This window comes from Chromatiaceae bacterium, from assembly GCA_016714645.1.
Taxonomy (GTDB): domain Bacteria; phylum Pseudomonadota; class Gammaproteobacteria; order Chromatiales; family Chromatiaceae; genus M0108.
The window spans coordinates 277,222-292,126 of the sequence record JADKCI010000004.1; the positions used below are offsets into that span (position 1 = coordinate 277,222).

At 64.5% G+C, this 14,905-nt stretch carries 11 protein-coding genes and 1 pseudogene; 6 read left to right on the plus strand and 6 right to left on the minus strand.

The window, feature by feature from the left end:
- Positions 1-128 precede the first annotated feature (128 nt).
- The 3 genes and pseudogenes from IPN92_13170 (at position 129) to IPN92_13180 (ending at position 2,666) form a co-directional block, all read left to right on the plus strand.
- A pseudogene (locus tag IPN92_13170) lies at positions 129-1,384 on the plus strand (IS1380 family transposase).
- A 353-nt stretch (positions 1,385-1,737) separates the two neighbouring features.
- On the plus strand, positions 1,738-2,352 hold the full coding sequence (locus IPN92_13175; GenBank protein ID MBK8639169.1) for a hypothetical protein: 615 nt from the start codon (positions 1,738-1,740) through the stop codon (positions 2,350-2,352).
- A gap of 14 nt (positions 2,353-2,366) precedes the next feature.
- Positions 2,367-2,666 (plus strand): ferritin, encoded by a 300-nt coding sequence (locus tag IPN92_13180; GenBank protein MBK8639170.1) that lies wholly within the window; start codon positions 2,367-2,369, stop codon positions 2,664-2,666.
- Positions 2,667-2,757: 91 nt separating this feature from the next.
- Here the strand turns inward: IPN92_13180 and IPN92_13185 are convergent, their stop codons facing one another.
- Positions 2,758-4,878: a M1 family peptidase gene (locus tag IPN92_13185; protein MBK8639171.1), complete on the minus strand. Its 2,121-nt coding sequence runs from the start codon at positions 4,876-4,878 to the stop codon at positions 2,758-2,760.
- A gap of 140 nt (positions 4,879-5,018) precedes the next feature.
- Positions 5,019-5,726: a hypothetical protein gene (locus tag IPN92_13190; protein ID MBK8639172.1), complete on the minus strand. Its 708-nt coding sequence runs from the start codon at positions 5,724-5,726 to the stop codon at positions 5,019-5,021.
- 170 nt (positions 5,727-5,896) lie between these two features.
- Here IPN92_13190 and IPN92_13195 point away from each other — a divergent pair, with 170 nt between their 5' ends.
- The 3 genes from IPN92_13195 (at position 5,897) to IPN92_13205 (ending at position 10,759) form a co-directional block, all read left to right on the plus strand.
- A complete protein-coding gene (locus IPN92_13195) occupies positions 5,897-7,864 on the plus strand; it encodes an adenylate/guanylate cyclase domain-containing protein (GenBank protein MBK8639173.1) in 1,968 nt (655 codons plus the stop codon).
- A 131-nt stretch (positions 7,865-7,995) separates the two neighbouring features.
- Positions 7,996-9,498: a mechanosensitive ion channel gene (locus IPN92_13200; protein ID MBK8639174.1), complete on the plus strand. Its 1,503-nt coding sequence runs from the start codon at positions 7,996-7,998 to the stop codon at positions 9,496-9,498.
- 97 nt (positions 9,499-9,595) lie between these two features.
- Entirely contained in the window at positions 9,596-10,759 is a 1,164-nt protein-coding gene (locus IPN92_13205) for a ChaN family lipoprotein (protein ID MBK8639175.1), read from the plus strand.
- A gap of 39 nt (positions 10,760-10,798) precedes the next feature.
- Here the strand turns inward: IPN92_13205 and IPN92_13210 are convergent, their stop codons facing one another.
- The 4 genes from IPN92_13210 to IPN92_13225 all read right to left on the minus strand — a co-directional run bounded on the left by IPN92_13210 (position 10,799) and on the right by IPN92_13225 (position 14,798).
- A complete protein-coding gene (locus IPN92_13210) occupies positions 10,799-11,449 on the minus strand; it encodes a TIGR04211 family SH3 domain-containing protein (protein MBK8639176.1) in 651 nt (216 codons plus the stop codon).
- Between the two features lie 11 nt (positions 11,450-11,460).
- On the minus strand, positions 11,461-12,384 hold the full coding sequence (gene argF, locus IPN92_13215) for an ornithine carbamoyltransferase (protein MBK8639177.1): 924 nt from the start codon (positions 12,382-12,384) through the stop codon (positions 11,461-11,463).
- 8 nt (positions 12,385-12,392) lie between these two features.
- The gene (locus IPN92_13220; protein ID MBK8639178.1) at positions 12,393-13,592 is read right to left on the minus strand and encodes an aspartate aminotransferase family protein; all 1,200 of its coding nucleotides are present in this window, start codon (positions 13,590-13,592) and stop codon (positions 12,393-12,395) included.
- Between the two features lie 219 nt (positions 13,593-13,811).
- Complete coding sequence (locus IPN92_13225) at positions 13,812-14,798, minus strand: hydrogen peroxide-inducible genes activator (protein MBK8639179.1); 987 nt, start codon at positions 14,796-14,798, stop codon at positions 13,812-13,814.
- Positions 14,799-14,905 lie beyond the last annotated feature (107 nt).

Genomic DNA, 14,905 nt, shown 5'->3' on the forward strand with positions numbered 1-14,905 from the left:
TTGTTCACGTAGACATCTATCCCGAATTATTCATAAAAAGGAGCGATCCGCGTTTAACCATATGATATAATTAACGTTCCTCTAAGGACGGTCCGGAAGAAGCTAAACGAGGTCGCCGATGTCGGTCTATCCCAGAACCGTTGCGCTTTCCCCTGTCGCCGGTCTCGGTGCGCGGCGACTTCGATGGCGGCGCCTTGTCGTCTGACTTTGGCCCCATGCTCCTGCGTGGGGTTGATCGGCAGATCGGTCTGACCGAGCGGTTGAGCGCAGCGATCAACGATCAGCGCCACCCGTCCTATGTCACCCATCCAATGCGCGAGTTGATCGCGCAGCGGGTCTACCAGATCGCCTGTGCCTACGCAGACGGCAACGATGCCAATACGCTGCGCCATGATCCGTTGTTCAAGCTTGGGCTGGAGCGTAAACCCCTCGATGCGGCGATGGATCTGGCCAGCGCGCCGACCTTCTCGCGCTTGGAGAACGGGGTTAGCGCACGCGACCTCTACCGCATCGCCCGGGCCTTCGTCGAGACCTTCATCGCCAGCTACCCGCAGCCGCCCCAGGTGATGGTGCTCGACATGGACCACTCCGAGGATGCTACCCACGGCCAGCAGGAGTTCGCTTTCTACCATCATCACTACGGCAACCATTGCTACTTGCCGCTGTTTATCTTCGAGGGCCTGTCGGGGAAGTTCATCACCGCGGTGCTGCGCCCCGGCAAGCGCCCCACCGGTGCAGAGAACGCGATGATCCTCAAGCGCGTGCTCAAGCGACTGCGGGCCGCCTGGCCGCAGACGCGCATCATCCTGCGCGGCGATGGGCATTTCTCCAACCCGGAGTTGATGGCCTTGGCGATGGCCGAGCCAGCGCGCCAGAGCGTACCCGCACCTACCATGAGATCGACTACCGCGCTGGTTCTTGGCCCGGTGAGTTCCGCACCATCCTCAAGGCCGAAGTGATGGCCCGCGGCGACAATCCCCGCTTCGTCGTTACCTCCTTGGACCTGCCCAGTCCTGAGTGCGTCTACCGCGATCTGTACTGCGCACGCGGTCAGGACGAGAACTTCATCAAGATGATCAAGAACGATCTGGCCAGCGACCGCACCTCCGACAGCAGCTTCTTGGCCAATCAGATGCGGCTGTTCTTCTCCTGCGCCGCCTATATCCTGCACCAAACCCTTCGCACCGAGGTCCTTGCCGGTACCGAGCTGGCCAACGCGCAACCCTCCACCGTGATCATCAAGCTGTTCAAGCTCGCCGTGCGCGTGGTGCCGTACAAGGACCGCGTGCGCCTGCACCTGCCCTCAAGTTGTCCAGTCAAGGCATTGTTGCAGCACGTCACCGCAAAACTCTTCGGCGCGCCGCCCTGGGCGGCACCCGCCTAGACGTCCGACACCACCCCGAGAAGGGGTGCTTCACCAAGCCGATCACGGCGATGCTCTCCTCGGGCAGGCCGTACCCTGCCCATCGAGCGGCAAATCTGGTAGAGCCCCATGGATGGAGCCCAGTGCTGCACGATTTTTCCACCATCCAGCGCCGTCCGAACTCCCTCGCCGCGCCCGGCGGCGTTCATATCGGGGCGCATCGACTGGGGTATTGGCGGCCGAGCGGGTTTATGAAATATCCGGGCTATGTGAACAAGACTAGACAGATTCCGTGTAGTCTCTAAATTGTCACAGTGTCTGCGGGTCCCCGCAGTGGCCCCCGGACCCCTGTTCAGCGCGCCCGAGACTACGCTATGCCCGACACCCCGTCAACCCATGAGGAAAAGGTCCGCGCCTTCTGGGCTCGGTACGCTGAAAAGATATTGGAATCAGGTGCTAAGCTACGCCTCGACCGGTGGCTTGTGCTACGGGCCGAGGCATACATCGCGGCCCAACCGGGGCGCCAACTGGCGGATCAGTCTGCCCCTGAGGTGGATGCCTATCTGGCGGCGCTCGGGCGCAAGCCGGAGGTCAAGGGCTGGCAGGTGCGTCAGGCGGCCGATGCGATACGGATACGGCTGGAGCTGGCCGGGGTGGCCTGGGTCAATGCAGTGGACTGGGCGCATTGGCAGGCGTCGGCGCGGGACCTGAGCCCGTCGCACCCGACGGTGGCGCGGGATTATGAGTCAGTGGCTGCGGACGGGGCATCGGCTGCCATGCCCTTCGCGGCGATTAGGGCGGCCCATGGGCCGATCCTTGAACGGGCGAGCGCGGTGGCGCGAGTGCGGGGGCTCTCGATCCGTACAGAACAGGCCTATCTTCCGCGGAAAAGGGCTTGCGCGCCGGCCCGACCCCACCCATATTTACAGACCGTCACCGGACCTAGGGCCGGTGAATCGCGATCAACTCCTTGCCCCATTACCGCTTGACTGGAGTCAAACCCATGGCGAACGAAGGCTATCATGAACCCGTCGCGGAACTCTCCGACACCACGCGCGACATGCATCGGGCCATCCTTTCTCTAATGGAGGAACTGGAGGCCGTTGATTGGTATAACCAGCGCGTGGATGCCTGTAAGGATAGCGAACTCAAGGCCATCCTGGCCCACAACCGCGACGAGGAAAAGGAACACGCCGCCATGGTGCTGGAGTGGATCCGGCGTCGGGATCCGGCCTTCGATCATGAATTGCGGGACTACCTCTTCTCCGACAAGCCCATCGCCCACGAGAAGGCGGGACATTAGGCCCCGGTCGGGGTTGGGGATAAGGGGGCGTCTTCCGGTATCGAGGTCGATGTCGTCCCGGATACCGGCGCGGGTGGTGTGCCAGAGACCCTTACCGCTGCTTGCTCCCCCGCCGCCCCGCGTCGAGGGCGGGTGCCGCGGCCGGGGCCAGGGCCGGCCTTTCCGTCGTGAACCAGACCTGAAGCCGGGACTCCCCCGCCTGCCACTGGCCTTTGAGGCGGTTGCTGGGCTCGTCTCCGGTGAAGGCGAGGTAGCCGTACTTGCCGTAATGGGGCAGCTTGCGTGCCAGGCCCGGTAGGGCCGCGGGGTTGGCGGTCGCGATCAGGCCCAGGGGGCGGCCCGCCACCTCCCGGACCAGGGCCAGGCTGAGGTCGTCGCCCGCGAGCATCTGGCCCGCCACTTCCAGGCGGTGCGCCTCGGAATCCAGGCCAAAGGGCTGGGCCGTCAGGGCGGTCACAAAGCGATTCTTCCAGCCCAGCAGCCAGACGGGCCTGTCCTCCGGCAGCCGCTCGATCTCGTCATCCCTCACCAGTTCCCATCCCGGGGCGTCCCTCGTCCAACTCTCGGCAAGCTGGCGATAGCCGCTGGCCAACGCCTCGGCCTCCGCCGCGGGCAGGACCATGAGGCCCCGGGGGGCGCCAAAGAGACTGCTCAGGCTGGGCGGGTTCTCCCCCGGTGCCAGACGGCGGAAGAGATCAAAATCGGGGTCCAGGGCCAGGCGCAGGGGCGGCGCGGCTAGCTCGATCACGAAGTCAGCGGCGCGCCCGTCCAGGAGGATTCGCCGCTGGATCATGCCGCCATCCTGCATGTGGACCAGCAGGGGTACGGTCAGGGTGAAGGGGGCCTCGGGCTGGGTCTGTTCCACCCGTGCCCGGAGCTGGAAGCCGCCGGCGGTGGGCTCCAGGGTCACCCCGGTCAGGGTCAGTTCCGGTGCCCCGGCGCGCTGGGTCCAGGCCTCGAAAAAGCCTTGCAGATCCCGACCGCTGGCCTGCTCGAAGGCGAGCCTGAGCTGGTCATAGCCCGCCGAACGAAAGATATTGTCGCGATAAAAACCTTGCAGGCCGGCGCGAAAGGCGGCGTCCCCCAGGTCGCGGCGCAGCATGTGGAACAGCATCAGGCTCTTGCCATAGCCGATGGCTTGAGAGGCCGAGCCGTGGCGGCCCTGGAAGGCCTTGAGGGGGAAGTCCTCGCCCGCGCCGACATAGTCCGCATAGGCCTGGAGGCTGTCGCGGCGGTAGGCCGCCCCCTGACCCTCCCGTTCCTTGAGCAGATGGTCCGCCAGGTAGGCCGTCAGGCCCTCGCTCCAGTTGCCCGTCCCGTAATCGATGAAGACGCTGTTGCCCCACCAATTGTGGAGAATCTCATGAGGATAGGAGCTCGTGAGGATAAAGGGCAGGCGAATGACCTGGGCGCCCAGCAGGGTGAAGGAGGGCATGCCGTAGCCCGTCTCCCAGAAATTCTCCACCAGGGCAAACTTGGCGTAGGGGTAGGGGCCGATGAGGTCGCTGTAGAAGGCCAGGTAATCCGCCGTGGCGTCGAGGTAGCGCTGGGCCAGCTCCGGGTCCGGATTGCGCAGATAGACCTGGGCCTCGCCGTGGGCCGTCGGCTGGCTATAGGCGACGAAGGGGGCGGCGATGAGATAGATGTCATCCTGGGGCTGGTCCTCGCGCCAGGTCACGCGGGCGCCATCGGCGGTCGCGACGCGGTTGGGTCCCAGGCCCTGGGCAATGGCGGTCCAGCCGAGGGGCAGCGCCACCTGGAGTGAAAAGTGCTGCAGGCTGTCCGGGAAGCGGGGATACCAGCCGCTGTTGCCATCCAGGACCACCCCGTCCGGGCTGATGATGCCGCGAGTCCATTGCCGTGAGCGGCCCATACCTTCCTCGACCGTCCGCAAGTCGCCCACCAGGGAGCCGGCATAGCTCAGGGTGATAGGCCCGGCGCCGCGCCGGCGCAAGCGAAAGACCTCCCTGCCGTCCCGGGAGCCGAGGGCTTCGAGGCGCGCCTCCCCCGCCACGACCTGGGGTTGCAGGCCCTGGTGCAGGGCGAAGGTCCAGTCGTCCTGGCCTTCCGGCAGGCTCAGGGTATCCGTGACGGCCAGCGTTCCCTGGGCCGGCGCCAGGCTCGCGTCAATTTCATGGCCTATCAGGGGCTGGGCCTGCAAGCCCAGGCCTGTCATCAGGAGCAGCGTCAGAACAAGCCATCTAAGGGACATGGGCCCTCCCCGGGGTGATCCAGTGATGCATTTAGTCCGTGGCTTCATTGTCATGGCGAAGACGGGACTCCTAACTTAGACTCATCACGCCTTGCCTTTGCAAGGCACGGCCTTGGTGGTGGGAGGCCGGAAGGGTAGGGCTATAACTTGCTCAGCACCCCCATGGCTTGTGCCTCGCAGCCTTGTTTGACCATCCAGGCCGCCAGTGCCGCCGGATTGATGGGCGTTGTCGCCGCCTTGTGAACTAGCAGGCTGACGGGCTTATCTCCCCGTTGCAACCGATAGCGCTTGCCATCCTGGAAATAGCGGGCCGGGACCGGCAACTCGGCCTGACGGGCGGGCCAGGTGAAGGTGGCAAGGGTGGCGCCCTGTTCGTCAACCAGGGCGATTTCTTCCGTTTTAGCGATGTTGTCGCGTAGCAGCACGACCGGATCACTGATCAGGCAGTGCTCGCCCGACTTGTCCACATCAATCGGGTCGGGCGATGCCGCATCGGAACCAAAGCTCCGCATCACCCCGAGGGTGGAGGTGGATTGGCGATGTCCTTGGAGCAGGCTGGCGATCGCGGTCAGATTGTTGGTCTGGGCACCCTTGTCACCGCTATTACCCGGCACGCCCGCATAGGGGCCGGCCAGCTTGAGGGTCTTGCCATCCTCCGCCAGCAGGGTCAGTTGCGCGCCCTCACCCAATTTTATCGGCGTCTTGTCATCCAGCAGGGCCCCGGATTTATAGGAGGTCCGTTCGGCGGTGACCACGACCCATGGTGCCGCCACGGCCAGTGACGCCCCTGTCAGCAGGACCCCGGCCGCAAGCAGCCTCGAAATTTTCCGCCGCCAATCATTGCTCATCGTGACCCTTCCCCCGTTAATGCCTCACCGATCCGCGCGGTTCGCGGGAAATGCCGGCGAAAATATACCTTGGCTAACCCGTATCATGCCGACATCGTCACCGTTCCGCCATAGGGCCTTGGGGCCATAGGGCGTTCGCTCCACCCGGCTTTGTCGAGGTTCGCCCTATCATGATCCGCCGCCAAGAATGGTTGCCACTCGTGGCCGTGCCCCTGGGGGTGGCGCTCATGGCCTGGTTGTTGGTAGCCCAGGGACCTCTGCGCTACATCGAAAACTGGTTCGGTGACTTGCGGGTAGCCCTGGTAACCCCGCGTCAGCCAGCCTCCGATGAGGTGGTGGTGCTCACCATTAACGACGATACCCTGAGTACCTTTGCCTACCGCTCGCCGGTCAGCCGCGCCTTCCTTGCCGAACTGGTGACCCTGCTCAATCAGAAAGGGGTGAAGGCCATCGGTCTGGATATCTTGTTTGACCAGCCTACCGAAGCCGCCGCCGACCAGGCCTTGCTCCAGGCGTTGCGCGATTCCACCGTGCCGGTGTTCGTCGCCTACGCCGATCAGGAGCATATCACCCCAGAACAACAGCAGTATCTGGATGCTTTTACACTCGATTTGCGCCGGGCTTACGCCAATCTGCCGTTCGACAATGTGGACGGCGTGATCCGCACCCTTTTTCCAGGTCGGATGGCAGCGGATGGCCGTCCGCTACCGGGAATGGCCGCCGCCCTGGCCGGAGTGGCCCTTCCCCAAGGGATAATCCCCTTACGCTATCGCGGGCTAGCCCCGGATGCGGCAGCGGATGATCTGGCCAGTGCCTTCAAGCATTACCCGGCGCATTTGGCTGGGGCCTTGCCGGCGGACTGGCTGGCGGGCAAGATTGTCCTGGTCGGCGCGGATCTGCGGGCCAGCAGCGAGGACATCTGGAAGACACCCTTCACCACCTTGCTGGGTAGCAAGGATGGCTCCTTGCCCGGGGTCATGATTCATGCACATGGGCTGGCGCAGTTGTTGGAGGGACGCTGGTTGCGGCTGGTGCCAACCTGGGTGGTCTTGGCTGTGTACGGGTTCGCTGCCTTGCTGGGCTCGCTCCTGGCTCGCCTGGACAGGGCGGCCTGGGTGAGTGTCGGCCTGGCATTGGGCAGTGTCCTGGGCTATTGGGCGCTGGGCTTCTGGTGGTACCACCAGGGTGGAGCCTTGTGGCCATTGGCGGGTCCATCCCTGGCGATGCTGGGTTCGACCTGGTGGTCCCACGCCCTCGTCAGCCGGCGGGAGCGGCGCCAAAAGGAGTTCATTCACGGCGCCTTCGCCCGTTATCTGCATCCAGACTGGGTCGAACAGTTGATGGCGAATCCCGACTTGCTGGGCCTCACCGGCGAGCGCCGGGACATCACCGTACTCTTCACCGACGTGGCGGGTTTCACCACGACCTCGGAGTTGCTGCCGCCGACCAGCCTGGTGTCTGTGTTGAGTGGTTATCTGGATGGCATGACCCAGATCATCATGGCACACGGCGGGGCGGTTAATAAGTATCTGGGCGATGGCATCATGGTGTTGTTTGGCGCTCCGGTCACCCAGGCGGATCATGCCCTGCGTGCTGTCCAATGCGCCTTGGCGCTCGATGTTTTCGCCGAGAGGTTCCGCCGGGAGGTCACCGATCCCGATGGTCAGCCGGTGGCCTTTGGCCTCACACGGATCGGGGTCCATACCGGCGAGGCGACGGTAGGCAACTTCGGGTCCCAGGCTAAGCTCGAGTACACGGCCATTGGCGATGTGGTGAATGTAGCCTCGCGACTGGAGGGATTGAACGCCTACTTTGGTACCCACGTCGCGGTCAGCGGGGCGACCATGAGCCAGGCGGGGTCCGGTGGTTTGCGCTTTCGCCCCATGGGACAGGTGGTGGTCAAGGGGAAGCATGAAGCCCTGGCGGTGTTCAACCCGGTGGCCCTGGGCGGCGAGGCGGATGCCGTCTTGGATGAATATGCGCGGGCCTATGCCTTATTGGCGATCGGCGATCCTGGCGCCGAGATGCGATTCGCTGCCCTCCATGAGCGTTATCCTCATGATGCATTGGTCGAATTTTACTGGCGGCGGATGCGGGAGGGCGAGCGAACCGTTCAGGTCAAGCTAGCCTCGAAGTAGCCCTTCGCTCGAACCCCGATGTCGGTCCCCCGTCCCGGGCCACCTTGACATCAACCTGGTGGATGCGATCATGGCCCGGGAATGCCTGCCCTCCCATCTCTCGTCAACCACATACACTCCCACATCCGCATATGACCCATATCCTTCCCTCGGCCGCTGAAATGATCTCCCTGCTGGGTGGGGCCCTGATCATTTATCTCCTGCTCATTCTCATGGCCCGGGCTCTGCGTCGCTGGCGCGATGTGCGCTTTCGGTGGGTATTCCACCTCTTCGCCATGGCGACGGGCCTGTTGATCAGCCTGAACTGGTTGCTCGGAGAGGGATCGGAGTTGACCTGGCGGAGCGATTTAACCCGCCATTTGACGGCGGCGGTGACCATACTCGCGGCCTTCCCCATCACGACCCTCTTTGTCCGGATGGTTTGGGGACGCAAGCCGGATACCGACCTCAAGGCGGCCGGGTCGCGGATCCTGATCGATACCGTCCGCATCCTGATCCTGATCCTGGCCGTGATCCTGGCGCTGCAATTCGTCTATGACATCCAGGTACCGGGCCTGGTGGCGGGCTCCGGGATCATGGCGATCATTCTCGGTCTGGCGATGCAGGATCTTTTGGGCAACCTGATCTCCGGGGTGTCGCTGCATTTTGAGAAGACCTTCCAACCGGGTGATTGGCTCCTCATCAATAACACCCATGCCAAGGTCATTGAACTCTCCTGGCGCTCGACCCTGTTGCTGACAAATGACGATGTCCTGATCGATGTTCCCAACACGGATATCACGAAGCAGGCGATCACTAATTTTCAATTGCCCACCCCTCGTCACGCGGTGAAGGCAACCATCAGTCTGCACTATGACCTCCCGCCCTTGCGGGCGCAGAGGGTTTTGAGGGCAGCCGCCCTGAGTGTTCCAGGGGTGTGCGTGGAGCCGGCCCCCGTGGTTTTACTCAAGGATTTCTTGGACTCGGGGATTAGTTATGAGATCAAGGTCTGGATCGAGGATCATGCCCTCATGAACCGGGTCCTGAGCGAGGTGCGCTCCCATGCCTGGTATGCGGCAAAGCGCGAGGGTTTTGTCATGCCCTACCCCCAGAGGGTCCTGCACCGGGCCGTCCGCCAGGATCCGTCGCTCCAGACCCGCGGGGTTGCCGCCCAGGCCTTGCGCTCGCACGAGCTGCTGGACTTTCTCTCCGAGGCCGAGATTGACAACCTGGTGCGCGAGAGTCCCGTTCAGTTGTTCGCCAACACCGAACGCATCGTTACCCAGGGCGAGGTGGGTGAGTCCATGTTCTTCCTGGTGCGTGGCCACGTCGAGGTGTCGATCACGCGTAATGGCCAGCAAACCATCGTCGCCAGGCTTGGCCCTGGTGATTGCTTCGGTGAAATGTCCTTGCTTACCGGGGCGGAGCGTACCGCCATGGTCGTCGCCGTGGATGAAGTCGAGACGGTAGAGATCACCAAGCAGGTTTTTGCCTCCCTGGTGAGGAATAATCCCGAGATTCTCAGCCGTCTCAGCGAATTGCTCGCGCAACGTCAGCTTGCCAATGACCAATGGACCCCCGATACAGCATCCCAGACTGTCGAGCAGGTACGTTCAGGCCTGCTGGGGAAACTGCGGGAATTTTTCGCGCTCTAACCGGGACCGACGAGGTTAACCGCACCCAGGAGCCTCCCGGTTGACAGGGCCCCGTGCCCTTACTGCCACCTACCCCACAGAGAAGCCCATGTCTGCCATGAATCCGAACCCCTGCTCGGCGGCCCTTGGTGCCCTGCTGCTTTGCCTCGCGCATCCCCTCCTGGCGCAGGAGGAGGCGACGGCCCCCCCGGTTCCCGACGAGATCCCCGACACCCATACCCGCGTGGTCGATCCCGCGACCCTCACCAGCCTGGATGCCCTGGTGACCAAGCTGGCCGATCGCCGCCTCGTCTTCGTGGGCGAGTCCCACGACCGCTATGAAGATCACCTCAATCAACTGGCCGTGATTCGTGGCTTGCATGAGCAGGACCTGGACCTGGCCATCGGCATGGAAATGTTCCAGCAGCCCTTCCAGCCCGCCCTGGATGCCTACATCGCCGGGGAGATCAACGAGGAGGAGATGCTCCGGCGCACGGATTATTTCGAGCGCTGGCGCTTCGACTACCGCCTCTACCGGCCCATCCTGCGCTTTGCCCGCGAGCATGGCATCCCCGTCATCGCCCTGAATCTGGATGGGGCGATCACCGCCAAGGTCGGCAAGGAGGGTCTGGATGGCCTGGACGAGGGGCAACGGGCCCAGGTGCCGGTGGACATGGATCGGGACGACCCGGCCTATCGGGAGCGGATCAAGCAGGTTTTTGACAGGCATCCCATGGAGGAGGGCAAGGACTTCGAGAATTTCCTCCTGGTGCAGCTCCTCTGGGACGAGGGTATGGCGGCGCGGGCGGCGGCCTATCTGGAGGGCCAGCCCGGCAAGCGGCTGGTGGTGCTGGCGGGTCAGGGTCACCTGGAGTACGGTCAGGGTATCCCGCAACGCCTTCTGCGGCGCCTGCCGGCGTCCTCCGCCATCCTCCTCAATGGCTGGCCGCGCGAGATGGACCCGAAGGCCGCTGACTATCTGCTCTTTCCGCAACCCCTGGAGCTACCCGCCACTGGGCGGCTCGGGGTCCTGCTGGATACCGATGGCCAGGGGTCGGGCGTCGGGGTTCAGGGATTCGGTGACAAGAGCGGGGCCGCCGCCGCTGGGATCAAGGAGGGGGATCGCATCGTCCGGGTCGGCGGCAAGGAGGTCGCCATCTATGCCGATATCCGCCTCGCCCTTATCGATAGCCTCCCCGGCCAGAAGCTGCCAGTCGAGGTGGAGCGGTTAAGCGCGGAGGGCCAGCCGGAGCGTCTGACCTTGGAGGTGGAATTGCATTGAGGGGTGGCGGACCGGATTCGGACCGCATGGTTCATGCGGTCACAGCCGCGACTCGAATCCGCGTCCCCGGCGCCCCAGACGCACCTGGGGCAGGAAAAAGCCAATGAGGATGCCCCCGAAGATGACGCCACCCCCGATGAGGAACCAACGTTGGGCGTTCTCGTGGTCGAGTTCGCGGTTGATCTGTTCCAATTCGCCGACCTGGCGGGTCAGGTCGGCGACGGTCTGACGGAGTTCGCCCCGCTCGCGCAGGATGCGCGGGGCATCGCCGGCGGCCTGGCGAATACTGAGTAATTCCTCCTCCAGGCGGTGCTTGTCGGCCAGGGCGGACTCCAGGCTGGCCTGAACCTCCTTCAGCGAGGGCGGCAGCTTGTCGAATTTTTCCTGGAAGTCGGCGACCTTGGCCTCCAGAACGGCCACCTGGTCGCGGGGGATGGGCTCATCTTGCAGCCGGTCGCTGGCCACGAAGCCGGTGCGGCCGTCCTCGGTCCGGACTCTGGAATAGCCGGACTTGGCATTGCTGCTCAAGACTTCGAGGGGGGTGCCCGAGGGCAGGCTGCGCAGTACCTTGTACTTGAGGCTCTCCCCAGCGCGCAGGGGGATCTCGAACTGGTCCGTGACATAGCGGGTTTCGGCCATCGCCATCGGCGCGGCGAAGAGGCAGAGGAGCAGGGCCAGCAGGCGTTTCATGACCCAGGGGCTCAATGCCGCTCCACCAGCAGGAATTCCAGGAGGGCCTTCTGGCTGTGCAGCCGGTTCTCGGCCTCGTCCCAGACCACGGACTGGGGCCCATCGATGACCTCCGCCGCGACCTCCTCGCCCCGGTGGGCCGGCAGGCAGTGCATGAAGAGGGCCTCGGGATGGGCGAGGGCCATCAGGGCCTCATCGACGATGTAGCCCCTGAAGGCCTGCTCCCGCGCCTTTTGCTCCTCTTCCTGACCCATGCTGGTCCAGACATCGGTGGCCACCAGGTTCGCCCCCGCCACGGCCTCGCGCGGGTCGCGCAGCAGGATGCAGCGGTCGGCGACCGTTGCCAGTAGCCTGGCGTCCGGCTCGTAGCCCGCGGGACAGGCCAGGCGCAACTGGAAATCGAAGAGGCGGGCGGCCTCCATGTAGGACAGGCACATGTTGTTGCCATCCCCGATCCAGACGACGGTGCGGCCCTGGATGTCGCCCCGATGCTCGAACCAGGTCTGCATGTCCGCGAGCAGTTGGCAGGGGTGCAGGCGGTCGGTGAGGCCATTGATCACCGGCACCCGGGAATGGGCGGCGAATTCCTCCACGATCTGGTGGGCGAAGGTGCGGATCATGACCACGTCCACCATGCGCGACAGGACCCGGGCGCTGTCCGCGATGGGCTCGCCGCGTCCCAGTTGGGTGTCGCGGGGCGAGAGGAAGATGGCGTGGCCGCCAAACTGGGCCATGCCCGCCTCGAAGGAGACTCGAGTGCGCGTGGAGGCCTTCTCAAAAATCATGCCCATGACCTTGTTGGTCAGGGGGGCGTAAAGCGTGCCGGCCCGCAGCAACCCTTTGAGTTCGGTGGCGCGCTGGAGCAGGGCGCGGGCCTCGGTGGCCGTGATATCGGCAAGGCTCAGAAAATGTCTTGGCTGGCGGGGATGGTCCATGACGTGCGTTATCCTCCGGCGACCTTGGGGGCTGGCGTGGCCAGGAAGGCAACGATCAGCCGGGCGAGCTGATCGACCAGTAACTCCACCTGGTCCCGCTCCAGAATCAGGGGCGGCAGCAGGCGGATGACGCGCTCGGCGGTGACATTGATGAGCAGCCCGGCCGCCAGGGCCTGGCCCACCAGTTCCGCGCAGGGGCGGTCGAGTTCGATGCCGATCATAAGTCCCAGGCCGCGGATGTCGCGGACGCCGGGCTGGCGGGCCAGGGCCTGGCGGAAGCTCGCTTGCAATTGTTTGCCCAGGCGGGCGGCCCGGTCGACGAGGTGGTCGCGTTCGAGGATTTCCAGCACGACGCTGGCGGCGCGACAGGCCAGAGCGTTGCCGCCGAAGGTGGAGCCGTGGCTGCCGGGACCCAGCACCGTCGCCGCCACCCCGCGCGCCAGGCAGGCGCCGATGGGCACGCCATTGGCCAGCCCCTTGGCCAGGGTCATGACGTCGGGCTGGATACCGGTATGCTGGTGGGCAAAGAGGCGGCCCGTGCGGCCCATGCCGGTCTGGATCTCATCCAGCATCAGCAGCCAGCCCTGGCGGTCGCAGATAGCGCGCAGGCGTGGCAGATAGTCCGGGGCCGGGATGTTGATGCCGCCCTCGCCCTGGATGGGCTCGACCAGGACGGCGACGATGTCCTGGCGATTGGCCGCCGCGGTTGCCACCGCCCCCAGGTCGTTGTAGGGGACGCGCACGAAGCCCTGCACCAGGGGCTCGAAGCCGGCCTGGACCTTGCGGTTGCCCGTGGCGCTGAGGGTGGCCAGGGTGCGGCCATGAAAGCTGTTCTCCATGACCAGGATGGCGGGTCGCTCGATGCCGCGATGGTGGCCGTGGAGGCGGGCCAGCTTGATGGCGGCCTCGTTCGCCTCGGCCCCCGAGTTGCCAAAGAAGACCCGGTCCATGCCCGCGCACGCCGTCAGCCGGGCGCCGAGCTCGGTCTGGGCGGCGATCTGGTAGAGGTTGGAGGTATGAATGAGGCTGCCGGCCTGCTCGCAGAGGGCGTCGCGCACCGCCGGGTGGGCGTGGCCAAGACCGCATACGGCGATACCCGACAGGGCGTCGAGATAGCGTTTGCCCGCCTCGTCCCACAGCCAGGCGCCCTCGCCATGGGTGAAGGTGACCGGCAGGCGCCGGTAGGTCGCCATCAAGGGATCACTCATGCTGAAACCCGCTCCAAGCAAAAAAAGAAAAAGGCGGCTCCTTTCTGGACGGGAACCGCCTCTATTCGCTGAATCAAGTTGTCGGATTATAGCCAGGTGCGGCAAGCGATGCCAAGCCCTTGACGTTCATTACGTTTTCGCGACATGTCGCGGATGGGCCACAAATTGGGGTCTGCTGGGTGTTTAGATATTAACTAATTGAATGTTAGCTATTATTTATCAGGGAGGCGCGGGTCGTTCGCCGAGGGCTGCCGTCGTCACGGCGGCCTTCGGGAAAGGGGCTCCCGGTTTCGCCAGGCGCCGCACCGTATTGGGCAGATGGTCCAGGAGAATACCGGCGAAGGCCTCCAGGGCCTGGACCCGGGGAAAACTGCGGCGGAAGACCAGCGAGATGCGCCGGAAGGCATCGGGCAGTTCCAGCCGGCGCGCGACAATGCCGGTGTCCGTCATCCAGCTCCCGCGGATGGCCAGGGCTGGCACCAGGGTGCAGCCAAAGCCGGCGCTGACCAATTGCAGCAGGGTTTCCAGGCTGGCGGCGCGCAGGTCCGCCATCTCGCCCCGCTGGGGGCGCTCCGTCAGGTGGCAGACCTCCAGCACCTGATGGGTCAGGCAATGGCCCTCCGCCAGGAGCAGCAGGTCAATCTCGGTCAGATCCTGGGCCGTGATTTCGTCCTTGGTATAGAGGGGGTGATCGCGGTGGTGGGCCAGCCAGAAGGGCTCGTCGAACAGGGGGATCACGGTCAGGTCCGGCTGCTCGACGGGGGTGGCGATGAGGATCGCGTCCAGGTCATGGCGCTGCAGGCGGCCGAGGAGGGACTCGGTGAGTTCCTCGGACAGTACTAGGCGCAGTTGCGGGTACTGGCGTTTGAGGGGCACCAGGATCAGGGGCATCAAATAGGGGCTGAGAGTCGGGATGGCGCCAATGCGCAGCGGACCGTCCAGGGGATCCTGATGGGCACGGGCGACCCGTTCGATGGCATCGGCCTGTTCCTGCAGCAGGCGGGCGTGGCCCAGAATGGCCTCCCCGATGGGCGTGATATCCACGGAGCGGTTGGTGCGCTCGAACAGGGTCACCCCCAGTTCTTCCTCCAGCTTCTTGATCTGGCCGCTCAGGGTCGGCTGGCTGACAAAGCAGCGATCCGCCGCCCGGCCGAAGTGGCGGGTATCGGCAACCGCAAGGATGTATTTGATGTCGCGCAGATTCATGGCGAGGGTGTCGAATGTTAGCTATCTCCAGCAGCCCGCGGCCAGGGATAATGAACAGGAGCCTGGATCACCTTGGTTGAGCTACCCGATGTATTTGAATATTGCCC

What these genes read in the sequence shown, in the direction of transcription:
- argF (MBK8639177.1), bottom strand. Translation starts at nt 12,384, where the DNA reads ATGGACCATCCCCGCCAGCCAAGACATTTTCTGAGCCTTGCCGATATC.
- IPN92_13175 (MBK8639169.1), top strand. Translation starts at nt 1,738, where the DNA reads ATGCCCGACACCCCGTCAACCCATGAGGAAAAGGTCCGCGCCTTCTGG.
- IPN92_13225 (MBK8639179.1), bottom strand. Translation starts at nt 14,798, where the DNA reads ATGAATCTGCGCGACATCAAATACATCCTTGCGGTTGCCGATACCCGC.
- IPN92_13220 (MBK8639178.1), bottom strand. Translation starts at nt 13,592, where the DNA reads ATGAGTGATCCCTTGATGGCGACCTACCGGCGCCTGCCGGTCACCTTC.
- IPN92_13195 (MBK8639173.1), top strand. Translation starts at nt 5,897, where the DNA reads ATGATCCGCCGCCAAGAATGGTTGCCACTCGTGGCCGTGCCCCTGGGG.
- IPN92_13205 (MBK8639175.1), top strand. Translation starts at nt 9,596, where the DNA reads ATGAATCCGAACCCCTGCTCGGCGGCCCTTGGTGCCCTGCTGCTTTGC.
- IPN92_13180 (MBK8639170.1), top strand. Translation starts at nt 2,367, where the DNA reads ATGGCGAACGAAGGCTATCATGAACCCGTCGCGGAACTCTCCGACACC.
- IPN92_13200 (MBK8639174.1), top strand. Translation starts at nt 7,996, where the DNA reads ATGACCCATATCCTTCCCTCGGCCGCTGAAATGATCTCCCTGCTGGGT.
- IPN92_13185 (MBK8639171.1), bottom strand. Translation starts at nt 4,878, where the DNA reads ATGTCCCTTAGATGGCTTGTTCTGACGCTGCTCCTGATGACAGGCCTG.
- IPN92_13190 (MBK8639172.1), bottom strand. Translation starts at nt 5,726, where the DNA reads ATGAGCAATGATTGGCGGCGGAAAATTTCGAGGCTGCTTGCGGCCGGG.
- IPN92_13210 (MBK8639176.1), bottom strand. Translation starts at nt 11,449, where the DNA reads ATGAAACGCCTGCTGGCCCTGCTCCTCTGCCTCTTCGCCGCGCCGATG.